The organism is Paenibacillus sp. Root444D2 (assembly GCF_001426375.1).
Lineage (GTDB): Bacteria > Bacillota > Bacilli > Paenibacillales > NBRC-103111 > Paenibacillus_E.
Genome location: NZ_LMEO01000050.1, coordinates 698,581 through 712,440, shown reverse-complemented (window position 1 = coordinate 712,440; position 13,860 = coordinate 698,581). Strand labels below are relative to the sequence as shown.

The window sequence follows — 13,860 nt, the reverse complement described above, 5'->3', positions numbered from 1 at the left end:
TGCAATGGAGGAATCGGAATTGGAATCAGGAAACGATAAGAAGAAAGAGCATCGGGAAATCACCTATCAGGTCGGATGGAAGAAGGGGAAGATCGAATGGAATGAAGGGGCATCGGAATCTTTAGCCGACAAAATATCCATAGAAGATGAGGGGCATGTTGGAGAAAAGCGTCTGCAGCTGTTTTGGCTTCCAGCCATGAATCTTCCTAGTTGGTTGCTTCTCCCCTTACTTTATTCGCTTCCCGTCTTCTGTTTCCTATTAACGCTTGTTCTCATTTATGGGTTGCGTCATGGCTAACAGCGAGTAAGGATTGAATGAAGGGGGGATCAGCTTTATGAACATGCTATTAGCTATTATAGGTGGCCTGCTTGGCCTTTTTGTAACAGGGGTTGCCATATATACAGCTTGGATGGTTCATCAGCTTTGGAAGCAGCAGGCGGCAGCGCCAAAACCAGCAGGTCAGGTGGAAATTGCCGTCAAATACTTTTCAAAATGGACGGTCTTTGATTACGCGGTCGTTTTACTGTTTATTATCGGTCTTTTACTATTGTTAGCCGAACTATTTGCTGTTTGGCGAGATCAAACGGCTATTGCCAATTTCCATTTCTCCTACCTGCTCATAGGAATCATTATTTCTGCTATGGGCATGCTTCTGTTGTTTGTACGTTTGATCGTCGTTCTTGGTTTTATTCAGTCAGGTGCTCTACATCGCACGGTTACGATTGCGCCAGATCATCAGAACGAGCCAGACAACACTGATAAAGCCAAATAAGGGATACAAAGCGGAAAGAAGTATTTTGAAACCAATTTGACTGATTAGATAACTAAGTATTAGGATACTAACGAGAATAACCTTAGGGTGCAGTTTCATGCGCTGTTGAAGCTGCTGGGACAAGCCGTAGGCGTCAGCAATGAAGGTCGTGAAAATTTCACCATAAATAACGAGTAAATAAGCAATTTGCGGTACGGATCCTAGTCGGGTAATAATATTTCCCATTGGGATCTCGAATTGTGCGATACCTGGCATTTGCGCGGATAGTGCGTAATGTGCAGACAACAGGAGCAGACCAATGCCTGCACCTCCAAGCAGTCCGCCCCAGTAAAGAACGGATCGATTGCGAATGGACGCTCCCATTGGAACGAGCACGGCTTGGGCCATGGCTAAATTAAAGGCGGTATAGAGGAAAGGTGCAAACCATATTTTTTCTAGTGGATCATCACTAGTAATGCGCAACCAGTTTCCTGAAGAAGGCGAATGCCACGTATAAATGACGATGACCAAGCTGAAGAGCAGCATGATGGGAACGACGATTGAATTCACGGTCATAATGGCGCCAATTCCGCGGGATAATACGAAATAGGCGAGCACCAATGTCACGAAGAGTCCTGTTTGGTATGAGAGGTGCAGCTGTTCCTCAAATACGGTTCCGCCCCCAGCGAGCATGACGGTTGTAATCCCAAAAAGGACGATCATCATAAACAAGCTAATGGCGTTACCGATTCTTTGGCCAAAAATGGCTCGATTTAAATCCTCATAGGATGCGGCTTTCAGATCATGAGCCATCAACATGAGTTTAATGCCAATCCAGATGAAAAGGATGCTGGATAAAGCAATCGTCAACGAGGCTAGCCAGCCGTAACGTGTGAAAAACTGCAGGATCTCTTGTCCAGAAGCGAACCCTGCTCCAACAACCGTTCCAATGTAGGTAAAGGCAACACGGACGATCTGTGAACCTGTTCGCATAGATTGCCCCGCTTTCTTTCGTTTGATATAGTACAAGGTATGTTCGGGATCCCACGCGCATGACTGGAACTTGGGGCAAGCTGTCATTTCTGTTAGAATGGGATTGAATAAGACGAAGTACAATGCGGGAGTGAGTCTTTTGTGAAGGAATTTCTATATGATTTCATAAGTCATTATGGATATATTGCTTTATACCTTTTGCTGTCTGCTGGAATCGTTGGGGTACCCGTACCAGATGAAACCCTAATGGCTTTCGTGGGTTCGCTAACGGCACTTGGAGGTCCCTTTGAGTTTGGAACAGCGTTAATTGTGATTTATGCCGGCACGATGACAGGAATGGTTGTTAGTTATTTAATCGGTCATCGCGTGGGTAAACCGTTTCTTTATCGGTATGGCAAATGGTTTAAACTAACACCGAACCGGATTGAGCGGGCCGAAGGGTGGTTTAAGAAGTATGGGCTCTGGACTGTTTTCTTTGGGTATTTCGTGCCGGGGGTACGTCATTTCACTTGTTATTTGTCAGGTGTAAGCGGGGTTAAGTTTTATAAATATTTGTTCTTCGCGGGTACAGGAGCTCTGCTGTGGTGTACAACCTTCTTAACATTAGGGCATTTTATTGGCAGTAACTTGGAGGGTTTATTCCAATTGATACATAAATACATGGGAATAAGCTTATTGACTATAGCGGTTATAGCCATTATTGGAACGGCCATTTACTTCCGCTTCCGGAAGCGGAGAGCGATATGATTCCCGTACACATGAAATAAGACCATGAGTGCATCCTATAAGAGGAGCATTCATGGTCTTATTTTGTATTCTTTGCGATTTAATGGTTCGCGAAAAGTTTAATCGATTGGATGGTGCCCTCCGTCGGATCGATATCGAGCTTAAGCAGTGTTCCTTGCGATTTGTAGGAAAGAACATAAGTGGAGTTAGTGTCCGGTTTGCCTAGAATGTCAACAGCTTCTTGGACTTTCTGACCGAGGCGCAATCCGCGTAGCCCAGGATCAATCTCCGTGGAATGTACGTCAACAAACTCAAGAGCATCCTTCTTATTGAAGCCTACGGAGAAATCCGTGAAATCATAGACTTGAATGGCGTCTTCATCTGCATCCATCACGAATTGTTTCTTCGCCTTCCCAAAACGTTCAAGCACAACGTCCTTACTCGTTCCGAGCTTCAAGCCCATCAACGTTGGTTTCTCCTGTTGGTACGCATCCTCTGCTTTAATCTTCGGCTTAGCGGTTGGCTTCGAACTCGCAGATAATGGGGGGATGTCGGTTAAATCCGTTTTGGACGTGCCTGCGACTTGTGCCTCGTGCTTCGCCGTGTCTTCCGGCGTTGGCGAAGGTGATGCTGTCGCTGTTGATACTACGATCGCAGGAGGAGTGCTTTCTGCAATAGGGTTATTTTGTACATGGTTAGTTGGATCTATAGTAGGCTGTCCGGAAGGAGCAGATGACTCTTGGCATCCAGCTAACAGTAAAGAAGCAAATGCGACTGGCACAAAGCCAAGCATGACAGGTTTAAGCAGGTTGTTCATCGTCATCTATCCTTTCTGCCGAATAATTGGAGTGAAAATTGCAACATTACTAATCATACTGTTTTCTGGTTCTATTTCAATGCATCAAGTTACCCAAATGTGAGCAATTGTAGACAAATTTCAAAATGCTGAACCTTATATACATATAGACACCTTGAACAGAGTAAAAGTTTCACTTCAAAAGAGGGATATTCACAAATTGGGACTTGAAACCTACTTCATCAATATGGTAACTTACTCATAATAGACAGGTTTAGGGGGCTAGAATCATGGAATTATTAAAACAGCGGATCCTAGAGGTCGGTGTAGTCGTGTCGGATCAAGTGCTAAAGCTGGATGCCATACTTAATCATCAGGTTGATCCTGTACTCATCATGGAGATGGGGAAAGAATTTGCAAGATTATTTAGAGAAACGAAGCCTGACAAGGTGCTTACCGTAGAATCGTCCGGTATTCCGATTGCCTATACGACAGCTTTACATCTTGAGGTTCCCATGATATTTGCACGTCGGAAGAAGACGTTGACGATGGATCAAGATACATATAGTGAGCGTGTGCCATCCTTTACCAAAGGGATTGTTACGGATATTATGGTATCCTCTCATTTGCTTCACAAAGGCGAGCGAGTTCTGCTGATCGATGATTTTATCGCGAATGGAGACGCAGCACGCGGATTAATTCGTATCATTGAAAAAGCGGAAGCTGAGCTTGTTGGTGTAGGTATTGCTGTAGAAAAATCATTCCAAGCTGGCGGAAGCTCGATTCGAGAGCGTGGAATTCGTGTGGAATCATTAGCTCGCATTTCCTCGCTTGCAAATGGGCAAATCACTTTTAACTGATTTTACAATTTGTTCATGACTTCCCTCAAACCGATTTATCCTTTATAATGAGTATATGGTATGAGAGGAGGCTGACATCTATGGGTATCGAAAATGGTTCCATTGAATATTTTATGACAAAGCTTGGGGAAGCCAAAACACATTTTGAACGTGCGCTAGATTGTAAGCATACAGAGTTTGATGACCTGTATCCGTATATGATCGAACACCCTCAATTTTTCTGGTACAAACGATATGTAGCATGGTCCGAGTTGTTAACGATCGTAAAGCTCTGCACAGAACTGACTATCGAGTGGGAACAACATTTCTCTGCCGCACAAGTGGAGTATATTCAGAAGCGCGTAATGTCCAGCAAAGTCCTTGATTTCTGGTACGAGACGAATGATTCGAAGGAACATGTTAGTTAATTTATGCCCATATAAGGAAGAGGCCAGTGAATCCGAAGAGGATTCGTTGGCCTTTTTCTATGATCTAAATGGTGTTGGTTTCTTGGTTTAAGCTTAGTTTTGTTAGATTGGGGGAACTACAATTCGCTATTTTTGGAAATATGAGCTAAAAAGTGGATTAGCGGAACGTGAGGGCCTTATTTGATGAAAATTGAACAATTAAGGGACCAAAACAGTGAAATAACGAATCGTCGTTCCTCTTAACCGTGAATTCGGGTGTAAATCGCATAATAGAGGATCGACGTTCCCTCACGGAACGGTGTCAGAGGCTTTCTCGGATCCGGTGAAGCGGGGCTCTGACTCAGACGTATGCTCTGTTTATGGCTATGCTTCTAACTCTAACTCTACTCAGACGCCATTTTCCAGTACATTCATGCTTTCAATATGCCTTTTCGTTTGTTCAGAACCGAGCTTGTGAAGGGTTCGATATACTTCTGTTAAATAATAATCGTATTCCTGATTGGTCTCATTGGAGTAATAAACTTTCCAAGGAAGCCAAGAAGTTGCATAACTGCCTTGGGAGGAGTTATCGGTTTCCTCGAAAAGCTCTTGAAGCTTATCAATTTCTTCTTCGGTTGCTGAGATCTCGAATTCGAAATTAAGTGCTCCTTTGTCTTCCAGAACTTCCCCCGTGCCAACGTTGATGTAGTACGTCTTTTTATCCACTATAGAACCTCCCATGGAGTAAGTTTGCTTTTTTGTGTTAACTTTGTTTCGTCATTAGTTAAGTTAACCTCAGTAAAGCGGTTTTATGTAAAGTTTGATCTAAATGCAAATTGGTGTATGCTAATGATGTACATATGAAATGTTGGAGGTAAGTTAATGATATCGGAAGAACAGCTTGATCACTATAGAGTTGAAAGCACATTATTGCGTGTTATTCGGGACGTCAGTCCAACGAATGATGTGCGTGGAATAGTAGTAGCTTGGGATGACGAGAGCGTGTTAATTCGCAAAAAAAACCGCAAAGTAGTCAAGCTCGCACGTAATTATATCTATCAACCATATGAAGCCGAAAGACCTCCTGAATTTATGCTTCCGCAGGATCCCATCGAACCAGATGGCGTTTCTGATGACGAATAAGGACGCATGGATGGGATCCATGGAGGTTCCTATCTCCGGTATTCGCATGGACTTGGTTAGTTCCCACCAAGGTCCGTACTTGCGGATTTGTAGCGACAATCCGCTGCGAACGCTGAATTCTTCGCCATGGGGCGGTGGATTCGGCACGCATAAGGTAATGATGAACCGGCAGGTGGACAAGCTGTATAATGAGGCGGATCCGCTCCGAGAGATGGAGGAATTCATCCAGCGTGAGGGTTTGAATCCCCAAGAAACAGCGGGTATGCTGACCGCGGCGAAGGTAAAGGACGTTGGCTACAGCACCCTTACCTGGGAAACGGGCGAAGACGGTGTTATCGGCGAATTCGGCCAGGAACTTGCGATGAAGCCAGATCATGAGCCCCTTCAAGTTTGCTCGTGGGTTACGGTGGGGCTGGGGAATAAAGCAAGAGCAGGAACTGAACTCCCTGCCGCTTCCCTTTACCCTGGAACGATTAACACGATTGTCGTTATCAACGGTTGCTTAACCGATGCGGCCATGGTTAATGCTGTCATTACGGCAACGGAGGCCAAAGCTGCAGCTCTACAAGCATTAGGTATCCTCGTTGAGGGTCAGCCTGCAACAGGAACGACAACCGATGCCGTACTTATTGCTGCTACGTGCCGTGGCCAGACCTATCGTTACGCGGGTACAGCGACAGCAATTGGTTACTTGATCGGAAGGACGGTATACGAAGCCATCATGCATTCCGGACAATTGTATGAACAAACGCCCTACTAATCCATGTGGATAAGTAGGGCGCTTGTTCCTTTTGGTTGGCTCCCGCATTTGCATGAAGCATTCAAGTTTTGTTAGTTAAGTTCTACGGAACACTCCGAACGCAGCTGCGGCTGCAATCGTGCCTAATCCAGACTCATCCTCATCTTCACTTTTGTAGTTCGGATCATGCACAATGGCTTCAGCTTCACCTTCCGTAAGGTGCCTTTGATTGCCTGTATATTTCGGTTCCAAAGCACGAATTTCTTCCTCATTCATAGGTCATTCCTCCTTTGCGAATAGGGTTAGGAGTGAAGGGAAGAATTATTCACGAATTGTAAAAGTATCGTTGACTAGCTCTCATTTCCCATGTTATATTAAGTTTTGTCGCAGCTATTATGACTTCGTTCATAGAGCAGCGTATACGCGATCATGGCGGAATTGGCAGACGCGCACGGTTCAGGTCCGTGTGGGCTTACCCCCGTGGAGGTTCGAGTCCTCTTGATCGCATCAAGCAATAACCCTTTCAGATAAGTCTGAAGGGGTTGTTTTTGTTTTTATGCAACCATGTTCGTCTTTTTCATCAATTTGGGATTTGGTTATTGAGCTCTAATGTTTTAAACGCATAGATGTATAGCGGCTTTCATGAAAACTAGGTATAATACATAGTATAGATTGTACATCATTACAAAGGAGCTGATGTTTCATGGATAGAACGATTACGGTTACGCATTCTGGCAGTTTTGCTCATGTGCTTCAAACGTTTGCAATTTCCCTGTTGGTTTCCTTCCTAGGGACATTGGTCGGTGCAATTGTCGTTCCGCCATCGATGATCATGCTTTTCATCATTGCTGAGGTGGTCATGCTGGTGGCCGCAATCATCATTCGTGTTCGCGGCAAGCATATCGGATACGGCTTTCTTTATGCATTTACCGCGATTTCAGGGGTTACTCTGTACCCAGTTATTATGGCGTATGGCGGTTTGCTGGGGGCAAATGTAGTATCTGGCGCTTTCTTCGCAACTGCAGCAATTTTCGGCGGACTTGCCTTTTATGCTCATCGTTCGCAGCGTGACTTCAGCTTTCTAGGCGGCTTCTTATTTGCCGGGACGATCGGACTCGTGCTAATGAGTGTAGTCGGTATGTTCGTTAACTTTGGTTCTGCGATGAACCTAGTATGGTCGATGATCGGCATCTTGATTTTCAGCGGTTGGGTTCTCTACGATGTAGCTCAATACCGAAACGGTGTATCGGCGGAAGAGGTCCCACTTGCAGCATTAAATATTTATCTCGATTTCATTAATCTCTTCTTGTACATCTTGAAGTTCCTAGCCTCAATTGTTGGGTTAAACAGGGATTAAACAGATCATCAGAGACACCAAAAAGCACTTTCGTCTCTCACCGTAAGGTGGGAATCGAAGGTGCTTTTTTGCTTGAAGCTATCTTAGGAGATCGAGCTTGGGCTTGACCTGAACTTGAACAGAATGAAAATAGGAAATATCTCCGCGGAAGCTTCGATTAATTTCGAGCAGGGTATGCAGGATTTGGATGAGTTCAGCATGGTTTAATCGGACGGTTGCTGTCTCCTCCTGCTCGGTTCTGCTTAATTTGACCTCGAGTAGATGATTGGATTCGTCCATTTGAATCTCTAGCTGCTCCGTTAGCAGCATCTGTTTCCACATCCAAGTCAACACCTCTCTCTCTACTTACTCTAGTGTATGCTTGGATAACGTGAATAGACGTGTAAGACTGCGCTATGATCAATGGATTTTTAAGAAACAAGCACGATTTCCTTTCTCTGTTCATACAATTTAATGATCCTATAAGGGGAGAGAGGAGATGACCTATGGCGGCTTGCAGCACATGGACGTATAGAGGGATTTCGTCTTCGGTATTCAAAGCCTTACAACAAGTCGGCAGAAAGCAGGGCATTACGATTCCTAATACAACACAAGGCAAGTTCATGGTAACGGTGGTTGGCATGAATGTCGGATTTCAATATGCGTGGGATACGAATGCTCATACCTTGTTATTGCAGTGTGATAATAAACCGATGCTGCTCGGTTGCAGCACGATTAAATCTTTTGCAGACAAAATCATTGCGGAGAGTGGCGGCAAAATCGGTTAATCCCCTATATCCACCTGTCTTTTGCAAGTTTAAGCTCCTGTCTCTGTGGTTAAAATAGGGATAGAAGGCAGGTGGACATATGGCAAAAAGCGATGATCTGGTTAAGTACATAACGCAGCAAGTCGTCACGTATATAGAAACACCAAAGGAAGTTCGTCAGCAGGTTAAAGCGATGAGCAAGGAACAGCGGGAAAGCTGGCAAACACGCTGGTTCGGCATGCTGCCGCTGGCCACACGAATGCTGATTGATCAGGCAAAACCCAAAAAATAAAATGACAAAGCCTCTTCACCTATCATCGGGAGATTTCGTTCATCCGGATGATTGGTGCGAGAGGTTTTTTAGTTTACATATCGAATATAGTCAGGACGAACGTACTACCATAAATTGGGGGAAGATGCCATAATGAAACTTGAGAAAAATAATAAGCTCGTCATGATTGGTGATTCTGTTACGGATTGCGAACGATCAAGACCGATTGGTGAAGGATTATTCGGAGCTTTAGGTAAAGGCTATGTCTCTATCGTGGACGGGCTGATCAATGCAACGTATCCAGAGCTTCAAATTCGTACCGTTAATGTGGGTACCAGCGGTAATACGGTACTTGATCTCCAAGCCAGATGGCAAACGGATGTCATCGATTTGAAGCCGGACTGGTTATCTATCATGATCGGTATTAATGACGTTTGGAGGCATTTTGACGTACCGCATCAAAAGGAAAAACAAGTGGGCATTCAGACTTATGAAAAGACGTTAAGAGAGCTAGTCGAACAGACACGTCCTCTTGTCAAAGGGCTTGTACTGATGACACCCTTTTACATAGAGCCGAATCCGCAAGATGCCATGCGTTCCAAGATGGATCAATACGGAGCAATCGTGAAACAGATAGCCGAAGAAACGAGTTCCCTTTTCGTGGATACGCAAGCTGCCTTTGAACCTGTTCTACAGGCTTACTACCCAGCCTACATCGCTTGGGATCGTGTACATCCGAACAACGTAGGTCATACTATTTTAGCTAAAGCTTTTCTTAAAGCTATTGATTTTACTTGGAAATAAAGCGGAAAGCCTTAGACCTCTGGAAATAGTGGTCTAAGGCTTTTTTTTACGGAAAAATATGTCCTAACCTTAAAGCATTCTCCAGCAGCACGTAACGGGGTCCAACATGATCTAAAGTCAGGTAGGTATCCCCAGATACCCATTGTTGATAACCCAGAATGGCCAGCGGCAGCGTGACTTGACCATCATAGAGCTCGGTGACATAAGTTAATTTAGCCTGAGGGTTTAAAGTCTTTTGAAGTTCGCTCAGTTTGGTCACTGGAAGCGGTTTGCCCTGGACCCATGGGAGTCTGTCATAAGGATCAAAGGCGGGATATAACGCCGTTTGAGCTTTGCTCGTCAAATCGGTTGGTTCTGGCCGATCCTCAGTTATCCTCGGGGTAGGGTCCTCTTTGAGCGGAAGCAGCTCTCCGGATTTGGCATCCAAATAGTACGTTTGATCTTGCAAACTTATTTTCCATACAGCGGTTAGCTGGTCCATGTAAAGCCGGTCTAAAAGAATCGTTTCATTTTGAACAAAATCAGAGTAAGAAGTAGTAGTTGGAATGAGTTCCTGCTGTACCAAAGAACGATACAGCGTGGTCAAGCTGAATAGCGGATTGTTCCCCGTTCCGTACTCGGTTAATCGGAAGGAGCCGTTGTCCGTGGCATGTACGATCATATAGCCAACATCCTGTCCATGATCGGTGAGGATAACCACCCAACCATGGGTGCCTGGTCCGAGCGGATAACTGTTCCAAACTGCCGTCTGCCAGCGCTCAAACCCCGATTCCCGAGCGAGAGTTGTTCGCCAAGTGTTGATCGTAGCGGTCAAAGTGGATTCACTCCGCAAATCAGGTAATGGCTTCGTCTCTGTGTTACTAGCTATCGTTTCCCTTGCCGCCTGCGTATAGCTTGTCCGTTCTACGGAGTCGCCTGCAGAGGTTTGGAGCGGTATGAATAATAAACTGCTCACACTTATGAAGCAGGCCGCCGTCCATGTTGTCCACAGCTTCATCCTCGTTCACCTACCTATCGTTAACCTCTAGTGGTATGAACCTATTAACCTATTGTAATTCTTATGTCTTAAAAAGATTGTTAGAACCTGTAGTGTTAATTTTGCGATGTTTTAGCGACTAACGTCAGTTTCTGGGTCCTCGTCCGGCATTTAAATGAAACAAACCGCAATTGATGACAGATACGACAATACGCGGCTTGTGCTGCCAGTCAATCTCTTGCAGGCGGTTACGGCATTGGGTTTCAATTTCGTCTCTTTTGTCAGGCTCAGCGCTCAGCAGGAGACCGTTGTAATAAGCTTCCACACGATTAATTTCGCTGCGGTGCTGCTCGTTAGCTTCATCAGCCCAAGAATGATCATACGCACTGACCTTACGTTCGAGCATCATTTCAAGGGCATTAATGGCTTTAGGCAGTGAAATCGTGTCAGGCAAAATGTGACTATTCGCAGGAAGCTTCGGAGAGAGGCTCTTGGTAAGCATATGTTTATGAAAATGTTCCCGAATTTCACCGCTATTCAGATGAATAGCGAGAGAGTGAATCTCGCTTCGTTTGCGGTCGCAAGCAAGCTCTACCTTGTAGTTCACGCAGAACCAAGTGTCATAGACAAGCGCAGCGTGATAGGTAGCGCTCATTGGGAATGGTTCCTCAAACAAATGAACGAATCGTCCTCGTTCACGGACAATGTTGAACATTTGTTCCAGACGCCTACTGCCGAAGGTTACTTCGTCCTGCGGAAGCCGCTGGGATATGACTGTCGTAGGTACGAAGCCGAAATAGCGGCCAAGAATGCTGTCTGAGTTTGCGTCAGGTGGCTGGGGGACTTGGTTCTGACCTTGCCCTTGGCTCTGGCCCAGGCCCTGGCTGGGCGCTCCCGCGTTAGGCGGGCTTTTGACAGCTGTTGCGGTGGTCTTCGCTTTAGTCTCCAGCTTCATCTGTTCAGGATCGAAGATGAACTTATAGGTCATCGTTTCGGCTGCAGCCCCTGTACGTTCTACGAAGCTCCAATAATAAGGGCGGCCTGTCATCTCTCTATCTGCTTCAGGAGAGAGCTTTGCAGTGACGTAAGTAGGTGATTTCTCTAGAATCGTGCAATTATATGCTTCAAGAAAGCGCATGACGAACGTGTGAATGTTGCGTTTATTCATGGCCTTACCTCGATATTTTGCGTCCCGCCAACAGCATCAAGAATGCCTTGGAAGGCTGCCCCGTATACCGGATTTTGTTCAATCTCTGATTTAACCTCGATAAACGAATGACCTAGCTCATCGATCTTTCTGCGTATATCTTCGCTAGAGCCAGCCTCCATGACCATGCGGAACAACGATGTTTCGAGGGAGCCTTTTTTCTCGATTTTCTCTAGGATCGTATCGAGTTGACCGATAACCAGCTCAAACATATTGATTTTCTCATGCAGCAAAGAAAGAATATGCTCCTCAATCGTGTTTCTGGTAGAAAGGTTATAGATGTTGACATCATGCGTTTGCCCGAGTCGATGTACACGACCAATTCGCTGTTCCACACGCATTGGGTTCCAAGGCAGATCGAAATTAATCATGTTATGGCAAAATTGGAGGTTAATCCCTTCGCCGCCAGCCTCTGTAGCGACAAGGACTTGTACTCGATTACGGAATAAATCCATCATCCAATCTTTTTTACCGCGATTCATACCGCCTCGATAAGGGACAGCTGTTATTTTATGCTCTTTCAAATAATTGAGAAGATATTCTTGAGAAGCGCGGTATTCGGTGAAAATGATGACTTTATCATTAATATCTTGTACGAGCTTCATCGTGGTCTCTGCTTTGGTGTTCGCTTTAATACTGCGAATCAGCTCAACTAGCTCCCATATTTTGGCGCGTTGCGGCGAGTCCTCGGCTGTTTTCTTGAACAAATTGACGAGCGTGATGAACACGGCATCACGGGAACTGCAGACTTCGCGCTGCAGAGTGATAAGCGAGAGTACACTGCTGAGATCTCCAGCGCTCTCTTGGTACCTGGTTCGAACGAAATTCGTTACCCCATCGTAGAGTGCCTGTTCATCATGGGAGAGCGTGAGAGGAATGTTCCTAACAACCCTTTTCGTATAATGAACGCCGCCGTCGCCGCGACGATTGCGAATCATAACTTTGGAAAGCTCCTGTTGAAGCTGACCTTCGTTTTTAGGTGTCCTTTTGCCAACCACATAGTTGGTTTTGAAGTTGCTATGAATCCCTAGTTGACCTGGTTTGAGCAGGGTGATGAGGTTGAATAGCTCTTTCAGGTCGTTCTGCACCGGCGTGGCAGTGAGCAGCAGACAATATTTTTTTCGCAGCTCGTTCACGAAAGTATAATTGGTCGTTTTTTTATTTTTGAGCTTGTGGGCTTCGTCGACGATTAGCATGTCATATTCAAGACCCATGACAATTTCACGATGCGGATCACGTTTGGCGGTGTCCATGGAGGCCACAATGACGTCGCTTTGTTTCCACATATAGGCTTTTTTATGAGCAACAGCTGGAATGCCGAATTTGCTATTCAATTCCCGGACCCATTGCAGCACAAGGGAAGCGGGTACGAGGATAAGTGTTTTGCGGACCAAGCCGCGGATCATGTATTCTTTTAAAATCAAACCAGCCTCAATCGTTTTCCCAAGCCCAACTTCATCGGCCAAAATAGCCCGACCACGCATCTCATTAAGCACACGTTTCGCCGTATCAATCTGATGAGCCATAGGTTCAAGCTGCCCTAGATGAACGAGGCACTGCATCTCGTCAAACGTCGAAATAAGCCCCGATTCTTCCGATTCGTAGGCTAGCTGGTACAGCGTCCAATCGTCCCATGGACCACCTCCGCGCACACGATTGTCCAGCTCAGTAAACCAGTCCCTCTCAAAGTGCATATCAAGCTGATTATGAATGGGGCGAATGTTCTCTTGCTGTTCATGTTGACGCATCGATGTGCCCTCCTAAGAGTTTTCGTTAGAAAACTAACTTCGTAAGCGTGTACTGAGTTCGTAAAAAAATGACTTTGCAGGCATGAGCTGAGCTTTCGTAGAAAATTGAGAATGGAACAATACTGGGTTTCAGAGTCGTGAAATGGCTCCAAGCTCACCAGATTTGCGTCGATTACGTGTTAGTATGTCCAGAAGAGGCGCTTTCATAACTTTTCCATGGAAGTTGTCGTGAACTGTTTCGTAGTAAAAATGTCCACCAAGTGGCGCGAAACCTGAAATGCTGTAAAAGGTACATTAATTCAGCCTGCAGCAGCGTATTTCTGATTTGAAAGATATGCTGCAAAAAGTGCAGCTAA

General features: G+C 45.3%; 19 protein-coding genes and 1 tRNA gene. 12 read left to right on the top strand and 8 right to left on the bottom strand.

The window, feature by feature from the left end; translation table 11 throughout:
* Positions 1 to 19: 19 nt before the first annotated feature.
* A complete protein-coding gene (locus ASD40_RS30565) occupies positions 20 to 298 on the top strand; it encodes a hypothetical protein (RefSeq protein ID WP_057306888.1) in 279 nt (92 codons plus the stop codon).
* 37 nt (positions 299 to 335) lie between these two features.
* Positions 336 to 773, top strand: a complete 438-nt coding sequence (locus tag ASD40_RS30560; RefSeq protein WP_057306887.1) for a hypothetical protein — start codon at positions 336 to 338, stop codon at positions 771 to 773.
* Here the strand turns inward: ASD40_RS30560 and ASD40_RS30555 are convergent.
* Entirely contained in the window at positions 705 to 1,745 is a 1,041-nt protein-coding gene (locus ASD40_RS30555; RefSeq protein ID WP_057306886.1) for a YkvI family membrane protein, read from the bottom strand. The two genes, ASD40_RS30560 and ASD40_RS30555, sit on opposite strands and share 69 nt — an antisense overlap.
* A 141-nt stretch (positions 1,746 to 1,886) precedes the next feature.
* Here ASD40_RS30555 and ASD40_RS30550 point away from each other — a divergent pair, with 141 nt between their 5' ends.
* Complete coding sequence (locus ASD40_RS30550) at positions 1,887 to 2,492, top strand: DedA family protein (protein WP_057306885.1); 606 nt, start codon at positions 1,887 to 1,889, stop codon at positions 2,490 to 2,492.
* A gap of 79 nt (positions 2,493 to 2,571) precedes the next feature.
* Here ASD40_RS30550 and ASD40_RS30545 read toward each other — a convergent pair whose 3' ends face one another.
* Positions 2,572 to 3,288, bottom strand: a complete 717-nt coding sequence (locus ASD40_RS30545; protein ID WP_057306884.1) for a hypothetical protein — start codon at positions 3,286 to 3,288, stop codon at positions 2,572 to 2,574.
* 269 nt (positions 3,289 to 3,557) lie between these two features.
* Here ASD40_RS30545 and ASD40_RS30540 point away from each other — a divergent pair, with 269 nt between their 5' ends.
* Positions 3,558 to 4,127 (top strand): xanthine phosphoribosyltransferase, encoded by a 570-nt coding sequence (locus ASD40_RS30540; protein ID WP_057306883.1) that lies wholly within the window; start codon positions 3,558 to 3,560, stop codon positions 4,125 to 4,127.
* Positions 4,128 to 4,207: 80 nt separating this feature from the next.
* Positions 4,208 to 4,534 (top strand): hypothetical protein, encoded by a 327-nt coding sequence (locus ASD40_RS30535; protein WP_057306882.1) that lies wholly within the window; start codon positions 4,208 to 4,210, stop codon positions 4,532 to 4,534.
* 387 nt (positions 4,535 to 4,921) lie between these two features.
* On the opposite strand, the gene ASD40_RS30530 is transcribed toward ASD40_RS30535, so the two are convergent.
* Entirely contained in the window at positions 4,922 to 5,239 is a 318-nt protein-coding gene (locus ASD40_RS30530; RefSeq protein WP_057306881.1) for a hypothetical protein, read from the bottom strand.
* Between the two features lie 156 nt (positions 5,240 to 5,395).
* Here ASD40_RS30530 and ASD40_RS30525 point away from each other — a divergent pair, with 156 nt between their 5' ends.
* Positions 5,396 to 5,656, top strand: coding sequence for a hypothetical protein (locus ASD40_RS30525; protein WP_057306880.1), 261 nt, complete (start codon positions 5,396 to 5,398; stop codon positions 5,654 to 5,656).
* Positions 5,646 to 6,416, top strand: a complete 771-nt coding sequence (locus ASD40_RS30520; RefSeq protein ID WP_063870865.1) for an adenosylcobinamide amidohydrolase — start codon at positions 5,646 to 5,648, stop codon at positions 6,414 to 6,416. The genes ASD40_RS30525 and ASD40_RS30520 overlap by 11 nt, the downstream gene beginning before the upstream one ends.
* 75 nt (positions 6,417 to 6,491) lie before the next feature.
* On the opposite strand, the gene ASD40_RS30515 is transcribed toward ASD40_RS30520, so the two are convergent.
* Complete coding sequence (locus ASD40_RS30515; RefSeq protein WP_057306878.1) at positions 6,492 to 6,671, bottom strand: hypothetical protein; 180 nt, start codon at positions 6,669 to 6,671, stop codon at positions 6,492 to 6,494.
* Positions 6,672 to 6,818: 147 nt separating this feature from the next.
* Between ASD40_RS30515 and ASD40_RS30510 the strand changes: the two genes are divergently transcribed.
* Positions 6,819 to 6,902 (top strand) — tRNA-Leu (locus tag ASD40_RS30510).
* 196 nt (positions 6,903 to 7,098) lie between these two features.
* On the top strand, positions 7,099 to 7,752 hold the full coding sequence (locus ASD40_RS30505) for a Bax inhibitor-1/YccA family protein (RefSeq protein WP_057306877.1): 654 nt from the start codon (positions 7,099 to 7,101) through the stop codon (positions 7,750 to 7,752).
* Positions 7,753 to 7,830: 78 nt separating this feature from the next.
* Here ASD40_RS30505 and ASD40_RS30500 read toward each other — a convergent pair whose 3' ends face one another.
* A complete protein-coding gene (locus ASD40_RS30500) occupies positions 7,831 to 8,073 on the bottom strand; it encodes a hypothetical protein (RefSeq protein WP_057306876.1) in 243 nt (80 codons plus the stop codon).
* A gap of 164 nt (positions 8,074 to 8,237) precedes the next feature.
* On the opposite strand from ASD40_RS30500, the gene ASD40_RS30495 reads away from it, so the two are divergent.
* From ASD40_RS30495 to ASD40_RS30485, 3 genes are all read left to right on the top strand, one after another.
* Positions 8,238 to 8,519: a hypothetical protein gene (locus ASD40_RS30495; protein ID WP_057306875.1), complete on the top strand. Its 282-nt coding sequence runs from the start codon at positions 8,238 to 8,240 to the stop codon at positions 8,517 to 8,519.
* A 79-nt stretch (positions 8,520 to 8,598) separates the two neighbouring features.
* Positions 8,599 to 8,790 (top strand): YqzE family protein, encoded by a 192-nt coding sequence (locus ASD40_RS30490; RefSeq protein ID WP_057306874.1) that lies wholly within the window; start codon positions 8,599 to 8,601, stop codon positions 8,788 to 8,790.
* A gap of 132 nt (positions 8,791 to 8,922) precedes the next feature.
* The gene (locus ASD40_RS30485; RefSeq protein WP_057306873.1) at positions 8,923 to 9,573 is read left to right on the top strand and encodes an SGNH/GDSL hydrolase family protein; all 651 of its coding nucleotides are present in this window, start codon (positions 8,923 to 8,925) and stop codon (positions 9,571 to 9,573) included.
* 46 nt (positions 9,574 to 9,619) lie between these two features.
* On the opposite strand, the gene ASD40_RS30480 is transcribed toward ASD40_RS30485, so the two are convergent.
* The 3 genes from ASD40_RS30480 to ASD40_RS30470 form a co-directional block, all read right to left on the bottom strand.
* Positions 9,620 to 10,570 carry a hypothetical protein gene (locus ASD40_RS30480; protein ID WP_057306872.1) on the bottom strand — a complete coding sequence of 317 codons (951 nt, stop codon included), beginning with the start codon at positions 10,568 to 10,570 and terminating at the stop codon, positions 9,620 to 9,622.
* Positions 10,571 to 10,694: 124 nt separating this feature from the next.
* Positions 10,695 to 11,717 (bottom strand): YqhG family protein, encoded by a 1,023-nt coding sequence (locus ASD40_RS30475; RefSeq protein ID WP_057306871.1) that lies wholly within the window; start codon positions 11,715 to 11,717, stop codon positions 10,695 to 10,697.
* The gene (locus ASD40_RS30470) at positions 11,714 to 13,504 is read right to left on the bottom strand and encodes a DEAD/DEAH box helicase (protein WP_057306870.1); all 1,791 of its coding nucleotides are present in this window, start codon (positions 13,502 to 13,504) and stop codon (positions 11,714 to 11,716) included. Before ASD40_RS30470 ends, ASD40_RS30475 begins: the two co-directional genes overlap by 4 nt.
* Positions 13,505 to 13,860 lie beyond the last annotated feature (356 nt).

Bases quoted from the DNA above. Each gene is read 5' to 3' on its own strand.
- ASD40_RS30560 (WP_057306887.1), top strand. From the start codon at position 336: ATGAACATGCTATTAGCTATTATAGGTGGCCTGCTTGGCCTTTTTGTA.
- ASD40_RS30555 (WP_057306886.1), bottom strand. From the start codon at position 1,745: ATGCGAACAGGTTCACAGATCGTCCGTGTTGCCTTTACCTACATTGGA.
- ASD40_RS30545 (WP_057306884.1), bottom strand. From the start codon at position 3,288: ATGAACAACCTGCTTAAACCTGTCATGCTTGGCTTTGTGCCAGTCGCA.
- ASD40_RS30540 (WP_057306883.1), top strand. From the start codon at position 3,558: ATGGAATTATTAAAACAGCGGATCCTAGAGGTCGGTGTAGTCGTGTCG.
- ASD40_RS30535 (WP_057306882.1), top strand. From the start codon at position 4,208: ATGGGTATCGAAAATGGTTCCATTGAATATTTTATGACAAAGCTTGGG.
- ASD40_RS30525 (WP_057306880.1), top strand. From the start codon at position 5,396: ATGATATCGGAAGAACAGCTTGATCACTATAGAGTTGAAAGCACATTA.
- ASD40_RS30520 (WP_063870865.1), top strand. From the start codon at position 5,646: ATGACGAATAAGGACGCATGGATGGGATCCATGGAGGTTCCTATCTCC.
- ASD40_RS30515 (WP_057306878.1), bottom strand. From the start codon at position 6,671: ATGAATGAGGAAGAAATTCGTGCTTTGGAACCGAAATATACAGGCAAT.
- ASD40_RS30505 (WP_057306877.1), top strand. From the start codon at position 7,099: ATGGATAGAACGATTACGGTTACGCATTCTGGCAGTTTTGCTCATGTG.
- ASD40_RS30500 (WP_057306876.1), bottom strand. From the start codon at position 8,073: ATGTGGAAACAGATGCTGCTAACGGAGCAGCTAGAGATTCAAATGGAC.
- ASD40_RS30495 (WP_057306875.1), top strand. From the start codon at position 8,238: ATGGCGGCTTGCAGCACATGGACGTATAGAGGGATTTCGTCTTCGGTA.
- ASD40_RS30490 (WP_057306874.1), top strand. From the start codon at position 8,599: ATGGCAAAAAGCGATGATCTGGTTAAGTACATAACGCAGCAAGTCGTC.
- ASD40_RS30485 (WP_057306873.1), top strand. From the start codon at position 8,923: ATGAAACTTGAGAAAAATAATAAGCTCGTCATGATTGGTGATTCTGTT.
- ASD40_RS30480 (WP_057306872.1), bottom strand. From the start codon at position 10,570: ATGAAGCTGTGGACAACATGGACGGCGGCCTGCTTCATAAGTGTGAGC.
- ASD40_RS30475 (WP_057306871.1), bottom strand. From the start codon at position 11,717: ATGAATAAACGCAACATTCACACGTTCGTCATGCGCTTTCTTGAAGCA.
- ASD40_RS30470 (WP_057306870.1), bottom strand. From the start codon at position 13,504: ATGCGTCAACATGAACAGCAAGAGAACATTCGCCCCATTCATAATCAG.